The sequence below is a fragment of the Priestia sp. SIMBA_032 genome, from assembly GCF_046535215.1.
GTDB lineage: Bacteria > Bacillota > Bacilli > Bacillales > Bacillaceae_H > Priestia > Priestia aryabhattai.
In genome coordinates, this window is record NZ_JAWRXD010000055.1 from 1 (window position 1) to 7026 (window position 7026).

Annotated in this window: 9 protein-coding genes and 1 pseudogene; 7 read left to right on the top strand and 3 right to left on the bottom strand. The window is 34.4% G+C overall.

What is annotated here, in order from left to right; genetic code table 11:
* The 4 genes from SB717_RS33140 to SB717_RS33155 form a co-directional block, all read left to right on the top strand.
* Positions 1 to 231: YolD-like family protein (locus SB717_RS33140; protein ID WP_410907023.1), on the top strand; the 231-nt coding region annotated here is incomplete at its 5' end.
* 63 nt (positions 232 to 294) lie between these two features.
* Complete coding sequence (locus tag SB717_RS33145; RefSeq protein WP_410907025.1) at positions 295 to 471, top strand: DUF8096 family protein; 177 nt, start codon at positions 295 to 297, stop codon at positions 469 to 471.
* A 27-nt stretch (positions 472 to 498) separates the two neighbouring features.
* Positions 499 to 963, top strand: coding sequence for an SMI1/KNR4 family protein (locus SB717_RS33150; protein ID WP_410907027.1), 465 nt, complete (start codon positions 499 to 501; stop codon positions 961 to 963).
* A 473-nt stretch (positions 964 to 1436) separates the two neighbouring features.
* Positions 1437 to 1733, top strand: a complete 297-nt coding sequence (locus SB717_RS33155; protein WP_216884969.1) for a hypothetical protein — start codon at positions 1437 to 1439, stop codon at positions 1731 to 1733.
* 271 nt (positions 1734 to 2004) lie between these two features.
* Here SB717_RS33155 and SB717_RS33160 read toward each other — a convergent pair whose 3' ends face one another.
* Positions 2005 to 2337 (bottom strand): hypothetical protein, encoded by a 333-nt coding sequence (locus SB717_RS33160; RefSeq protein ID WP_410907029.1) that lies wholly within the window; start codon positions 2335 to 2337, stop codon positions 2005 to 2007.
* 337 nt (positions 2338 to 2674) lie between these two features.
* Positions 2675 to 2923 carry a hypothetical protein gene (locus SB717_RS33165; RefSeq protein WP_410907031.1) on the bottom strand — a complete coding sequence of 83 codons (249 nt, stop codon included), beginning with the start codon at positions 2921 to 2923 and terminating at the stop codon, positions 2675 to 2677.
* A gap of 108 nt (positions 2924 to 3031) precedes the next feature.
* Between SB717_RS33165 and SB717_RS33170 the strand changes: the two genes are divergently transcribed.
* Together SB717_RS33170 and SB717_RS33175 are read left to right on the top strand one after the other, a co-directional pair.
* The gene (locus tag SB717_RS33170; protein ID WP_374149540.1) at positions 3032 to 3271 is read left to right on the top strand and encodes a hypothetical protein; all 240 of its coding nucleotides are present in this window, start codon (positions 3032 to 3034) and stop codon (positions 3269 to 3271) included.
* Between the two features lie 197 nt (positions 3272 to 3468).
* Entirely contained in the window at positions 3469 to 4263 is a 795-nt protein-coding gene (locus SB717_RS33175; RefSeq protein ID WP_410907033.1) for an inositol monophosphatase family protein, read from the top strand.
* Positions 4264 to 4405: 142 nt separating this feature from the next.
* Here SB717_RS33175 and SB717_RS33180 read toward each other — a convergent pair whose 3' ends face one another.
* The gene (locus SB717_RS33180; protein WP_410907035.1) at positions 4406 to 5407 is read right to left on the bottom strand and encodes an inorganic phosphate transporter; all 1002 of its coding nucleotides are present in this window, start codon (positions 5405 to 5407) and stop codon (positions 4406 to 4408) included.
* 673 nt (positions 5408 to 6080) lie between these two features.
* On the opposite strand from SB717_RS33180, the pseudogene SB717_RS33185 reads away from it, so the two are divergent.
* A pseudogene (locus SB717_RS33185) lies at positions 6081 to 6679 on the top strand (MFS transporter); the annotation flags it as partial.
* Between the last annotated feature and the right edge of the window lie 347 nt (positions 6680 to 7026).

Below are 7026 nucleotides of genomic sequence, written 5' to 3' on the forward strand. Positions count from 1 at the left end.
CCTGTTTTAACAGAAGAGAAAATGGAACAAATCAATTTCACATTGATTGAAGCCCTACATACAAATAAACAAGTTTACCTTACATATTATAAGCAAGGCCAATGTATAACAGAGACAGGATTCATTCAGTTTGTTGATTCCCTGGGGAATTTGTTTGTTTTTATCGATGAAGTATTCGAATTAAAAAATAAAATGAGGTTAAATGAGCTAATTTATGTTCGTTTTACATAAAATAATGTCACCTTCGCTTTTTGTGGTAAGCTAATAAAAGGCAATTAGAAAAGAGTGATTGACATGAAAGAGAAACAGCAGCAAGAAATCGATCTTGATAAAGTGTATGACTATGCTGAATTTCCGGATAAAGTCAGTGGCAGGTGCAACAACTGCAACTCAGCTTACTTCAAAAGTTCCGTAAAAGGTGGCGTTTTCTTACGTGAATGCCGCGAATGTGGGACGAAAAAGAGTATTTAGTTGGTACTGATTGAAAGGGTTGGGAAAATGAGGGGTATTTGGGATGATGGATACAGTCAATCAAAAAAATTAACAGAAGAAATGGTCAACGAAGCAGAAAAGAAGTTGGGCGTGAAGTTACCAAAATCCTATATTGAATTATGTAAAATACAGAATGGGGGCTCTTTAAAATATTGTGACTACCCTACCTCCGTTCCAACAAATTGGGCAGACGATCATGTAAATGTCCCTGAAATTTATGGAATAGGGAAAGAAGGCATTTTATCCAGTGATTATTATATAGAAGAATGGGAGTTACCAAAAGATATTGTTCTACTATGCGGAGAGGGACATTGGTGGATTGCACTCGACTATCGGAATACAAGAGATAATCCCCCTGTAATTTATATGGATTTAGAATGGGGAACGGATACACTTATTTTTGAGTTAGCTCCTGATTTCGAAACCCTGGTAAACGGCTTATTTATTTATGAAGATGAAGATAAAGATTGACTACATTTATACAATACACAGGAACTGACATTTAGTTGTTGGTTCTTTTTTGTTAGTTTCATGTAATTAGATTCACCAAGCTCCTACTGTTCCTCATTACGTTTTACTTCAGTCTTTGGGACCCCTCGTCCATTTCATGAAAAATATAAGCGACTAGGCCAAGCCCTCAATATATAAAAAAAGGGTACATATTCTATGACCATCTAATGAGTACCTACTGAGGTATATTTTCCTTTTTTATTTCTAGGAGTAGACAAGCAGCCTTGCTGCTGTAACTACGTAGTATCTAAAGAATTCCGACTCCGTTACCTAATTGGCATCTATTTGGGTAGCATAACACATTAACATTTGCGTAATTGAGGCTACTCTAAAAGAGTGACTTTTTTAGGAGGATTTTAGGTTTTTAAATCCAAATAACAGGTTAATATTTACTTATAAAGCAATTGAAGGGTGTAGAAATGGAGGGGAGTAAGTTGCCTAACAAAGAATATCCATACTATTTTATAAAGTTAGGTAAGTTATATTATGTAAATGAATCATGTAGAAACGTAAAAAGGAAAGAGATATCTAGTTATGAATTTACAAACAATGAATTGGTTGCATTTCCCTTTGACACACAGTCCATCGCAAAACAAACCGCAGATGAATGTGGTGGGTATATTGTAGTTAGAAACGCTACGTTTGAAGATTATATTAGCCAAGGAGAACGTTGGAGTAAGTATATAGGTTATAAAGAGAAACATATATGGAAACTCTATAACGTTAAATAAATAGTAAAATACTTTCCTTATAATAAGTTGTATATTTGTACAATTTGTAAAAAAGCCCATATTTGTCGTAATCAATTCTAATTTCTCTCTTTGAACCATCTCTGAGAGTGAATACTCTAAACCAATCTTTCATGTAATCATACCTCCTTAAAAACGAAAAGAGCAACCATCATATACCGGCTGCTCTCTCCTAGCAAAAATGCACTCACACAAATGTGTATGTGAACGTATTAGTGTTATATTATATCAGTAATAAAAAAAGGAATAATTTCTATTTACCTTGATATATTATTAATCGCTCTTTTGCTAAATTAATTAATTCCTTTAACTCTCTAACGGACTGCTTGTTATTACAATCACTTAATAAATCTATTGTGTCTTGCAAAAATTGTTCTCTTCTTTTTACTCTTTTATATTCAGCTCTATATTCTTCTGCCATCCTTGCTATTCGAGTAGAACCCTCACGAGGAGTCGCAACTCTTTCAAAATTTGAGGCGCGAGGCTTTGTTCCTTTTTCATCAAACGTAGCGTTGTCTGGATTCCTATTCCTCAATCCTGATTGACCCAAAATACTCCTTGCCGCCCGTTCTCTTCCAGTGGCCATTATCATTTCCCCTCTCTGCAATTGAGATTTGAAATAAACCGTCCTGTATAGATTCAATAACAGTAAAATAAGTCCTCTTTAAATATTTAGTTGCAGTTAAATAAAATCTTTTTTATTTTTTGAGTGGATAGGCAAGCTTACTGCAGTAGCTACATAGTATCTAAAGAATCGCGACTTCGTTACCTAATCAGTAGGTAACGAAGTAACGTTATCGCGCTAATACAAGCTTTATATGCGTAATGACGCCTTTCATGTTGCTTTCTTTATTGGACCCTTCACTAGTTATAGATAATGACCTCACTTTTCCTTTATAAAAAAAGCAGGGCCGTCTAAAATGTTAGGTATTTTTTTCAAACGTTACAACATGTATTTCATTATCTATTAATTGAAAATATGTCTTTAGATATGATCCAATATAAATAGGTAATCTTCCTTTTTCGTTCTCCATATAAACGTTATAACCCAACTCATCGACAGTCTCAAATCCATAATACTCCTGCCCTTTTATAATATTCAAGCCTTCGGTCAAACCATCTATGACACATATGATTTTTATAAATTCAATTTCTTTATTTTTTTCACTCATACTTCCACTCTCCCACTCAAAAAATTCCGTATATTCAGAATTATATCGTTTTAAAAAGTGTTACTCCATACGCCAATCGACCCTATTAAATTAAATATCGATGTTTTTATGCAAAAACTGCAATCTCTAAAACCTGGATATGTACAAGAGGCCCATAAAAAAGCAGCTTTTGTTCAATTGTTCGAAGTTGAGACAAAAACTATTGTAGAATGGTTTGTGGATTGTTGGAATAAGACAGACGGAAAGAGCATTACGTCACCTGCCATTTTAGTTTTCATGATTATGATCCATGCTATGATTTACATAAAGACAAATGGATTATTAATGGGGATAAATGGAATGATTTAATTATGTTTTTATTCTTTTTTAAAATAAGAAATACTTATCAATATAGTATCTAAAAAATCCTAATTTCTTTCGTTAATCAGTATTTATTTCGTTAGTGTTACTGTGGTGATAGGTTGGTTTAACAAAGGACTCATACGTTCCCTGTCGAATTAATTACTAAATCATAATAGATGCTACTGATAGAAAGGGAGATGGAAATGAGTTATTTAGAGACAGCACGTAATGCAGCAAGGCTAGCAGGTGAAATGATACTTTCCCAAGTCAGCACAGGTATTATTGCAGAGAAAAAAAGCTCAAATTTTGACGTCGTGACGGAGATTGATAAGCACTCAGAACAAATGATTCGGGGTTTCATTTTAGAAGCACATCCAGAACATTCTTTATTAGGCGAAGAGGAGTCTTTTGCTGCTAAAAAGCCTCTTAGCCAGGTTCTTCAAGATGCTCAAGATGTTCCCTTTTTGTGGATTGTGGACCCTATTGATGGAACAGCAAATTTCATTCATGGAATTCCAGGGTTCACCATTTCAATCGCGCTAGCCTGCAAAGGGGAAATTATCCTTGGCGTTATTTACGATCCTTGCAGGGATGAATTATTTTGGGCTGAAAAAGGGAAAGGATCTTTTTGTAATGGCAAACAGATTTCGATATCAGAGGCAGAGAAAGCAGTTGATTGTATGATAGCTACAGGTTTTGCCTCCACATCAGCCTTTCGTGAGGTGAATATAGCAAGTATGGATTCTATTGGCAAGGAATTTAGATCAATTCGTGTATTAGGTTCAGCAGCATTACATTTAGCCTACGTTGCTTGTGGAAGGTTAGGTGCTTTCTGGCAGTATGGTTTAAGTGTATGGGATATTGCAGCAGGCGTATTACTAGTTAAGGAAGCAGGTGGTGCAGTGACAAATACAACAGGAAATGTCTATAGGCTGTCTGATGAGAACATCATAGCCAGTAATTCAAAGGTACATTCTACGGTTCTCAATTGCTTATAGGGAGTCCTGATACGTATCCATTACTATGAAGTATAAGGTACTGTACTGCTATGTATCTTCACAGTCCATCAATTTCTACAAAAATGCTTACATCAAAGAAGCTCCGGATTTGGAGCTTTTTTTATTTTTCTTCGTTTTTAATTTATTTAGTTAATAAAAAAAATACTTCAAAAAGAGTGCCCGATAGTAATGCCGTAAGAGGTAAAGTAATAATCCATGTAATGACAATACGCTTCGCTACACCCCATTTCACATCTTTTATTCGATGTGCGGAACCAACACCTATAATAGATGAAGATACCACGTGTGTAGTGCTTACAGGCAACTTTAATGCTGTAAATCCAAATATAATTAGAGCCGAGGATAAATCAGCTGCCGCCCCATTTGCTGGGTTTAACTTGGTAATTTTCCCTCCAATAGTTTTGATAATTTTCCATCCACCAATCGTCGTTCCCATTCCCATAGCCATTGCGACACTAATCCGAACCCAAAACGGAATATCCATTGAGGTTTGATATCCAGCCGTAATTAATGCCATTGTAATAATACCCATAGTCTTTTGAGCATCATTTGTTCCATGAGAAAATGATTGAAGTGCTGCTGTAAAAACCTGAAATAAGCGCATTCTTCTGTTCGTTTTAGAAAGAGAAAAATTTTTAAAAACTAGTTGAAACAGACTCATAATAATAAAACCACATAAAACAGCAATAATTGGCGAAATAATGAGTCCATCAACGATTTTTAGAAACCCTTTATAATTTAATGCATGAAATCCTCCTGCTACAATAGCAGCCCCGGAAATAGACCCTACAAGTGCATGAGATGAACTGCTTGGAATACCAAAATACCAGGTAAGAAGATTCCATATAATTGCCGACATTAAAGCACTTAAAATAACTATTGATCCATTTTGTAACGAAAAAGGATCAACAATATCTTTCGTAATGGTTTGAGCCACTCCGGAAAAAAGCAAAGCACCTACAAAATTCATTAAAGTCGCTAAAAGGATAGCTAGCCTCGGAGACAAGGCATGAGTAGTGACCGATGTAGCAATTGTATTGGCTGTGTCATGAAATCCATTAATAAAGTCAAAAGCTAAACCCAATGATACAATTAAAATAAGCATTAAAGATAGAAACTCCATTGGCTAGCTACCCCCTTATTTATTTCTCGGCATTATATTGTCGAATCTAGTGATACATTTTCATTTGAATAAGCACTATTTACTACGTAAGACATAAGATATGTATTCTTCTCTAAATGATGGATGTTAATAATGAATTTCTTTTATAGAAACTCTTTATACGCTTACCCTAATTCTTTAATGTTAAAATTCATCAGTTTTAATTCTTATTTGATTTATTAAGTTTCTCTCGATATAAGCGCATCAATCTATATTCTCAATCCCGTTCTAATACAAACCAACATTTTATAAATCTATGGACAAAAATTGTTCTTGAGACAATAGGTGATATGCATGTTTCTTTAATTATCTAATTTTTTTCACTTATATTTCCTATAAAGAAAGTAAACGTCCGATATTGTACTTCTTGTTAATATAACTCTTATGACTTTTGTTATGCACATAGGGAATGTGATTGATAGCGTTGGATATTATGATCAAAAATGATGATCTTGAAGGCATACTCTCGATGGGTTACATTGGTGTACCTGAGAAATTCGTAGCGCGCTGTAAGTGAGCTTCTCCAATATAAGTGAAGTTTTCTTAATATCATTATTAATAATGAAGAATGATATTATGACCACCTTATTATGCTATAAAGTGTGAAATAGAAAACAAGGGACTAGTAGAGAAGAAAAGTGGCTTGAAGAAGATATTTATGCCTATGTTCTTTATTGCTTTTGTAGTAATTTTTGTATCGACATTTGGGTTAACAGTATTTGAGTCATTCTTTAGCTTATACGTTGATCATAAATTTGCATTTAGTCCATTAGATATTGCCATTTCAATCACAGGCGGTGCCATTATCGGTGCAATATGTCAGGTCCTACTATTTGAACCGTTAGTGAAGTACATGGGCGAAATTAATATGATTCGTTGGTCATTAGTATTATCTGCAATTTTAGTCTTCACAATGACATTAGTGAATTCGTACTGGACAGTTATGACAGTCACATTTACCGTATTTATAGGTGCAGACCTCATTCGCCCAGCTGTGACAACGTACTTATCACGCATCGCCGGCAACGAACAAGGTTTTGTTGGAGGGATGAACTCTTTTTTCACCTCCCTGGCCAACGTGTTTAGCCCCATCTTAGGAGGCATTCTATTTGATATTATAATTACCCATACTATTTCAGTACAGTTGTCATTATCATTGGTTTAGCCATCACTATACTATGGAAAAAACCTAAAATTGAAGAATTAAATTTATCTAAAAAGAGTAACTTGTGAATTCTTATATCTAATTCCGGTTTCCCCCCAAGGAAGCCAGAAAAAAGAGAACACCATCTAAAGAAGGGTTCTCTTTTTTGCGTTTCCACTCATCTTTCATGCATATTGCAAGTTTGTTTTAGATATTTAAGGTAGACCTTTTACAACTTACCTGAAGACGAAGAGCAATACCAAAAGCTTTTATTTAAGTATTTATTTAGTTAGAATCGTGATAACATCCTATTTAAGCCCATTTTCAGTCCTATAGGATTTTACAAAAGTAAACGATTAATGTTATTTAAAATTGATACGATTTAAGATTTTTGCTTTTTGAAAGTGAAAGATTGACTTTGACCATTCAAAGATTG

Excerpts from the sequence above, each read along its gene's own strand:
- SB717_RS33145 (WP_410907025.1), top strand. The coding sequence starts at position 295 with ATGAAAGAGAAACAGCAGCAAGAAATCGATCTTGATAAAGTGTATGAC.
- SB717_RS33150 (WP_410907027.1), top strand. The coding sequence starts at position 499 with ATGAGGGGTATTTGGGATGATGGATACAGTCAATCAAAAAAATTAACA.
- SB717_RS33160 (WP_410907029.1), bottom strand. The coding sequence starts at position 2,337 with ATGGCCACTGGAAGAGAACGGGCGGCAAGGAGTATTTTGGGTCAATCA.
- SB717_RS33165 (WP_410907031.1), bottom strand. The coding sequence starts at position 2,923 with ATGAGTGAAAAAAATAAAGAAATTGAATTTATAAAAATCATATGTGTC.
- SB717_RS33170 (WP_374149540.1), top strand. The coding sequence starts at position 3,032 with ATGCAAAAACTGCAATCTCTAAAACCTGGATATGTACAAGAGGCCCAT.
- SB717_RS33175 (WP_410907033.1), top strand. The coding sequence starts at position 3,469 with ATGAGTTATTTAGAGACAGCACGTAATGCAGCAAGGCTAGCAGGTGAA.
- SB717_RS33180 (WP_410907035.1), bottom strand. The coding sequence starts at position 5,407 with ATGGAGTTTCTATCTTTAATGCTTATTTTAATTGTATCATTGGGTTTA.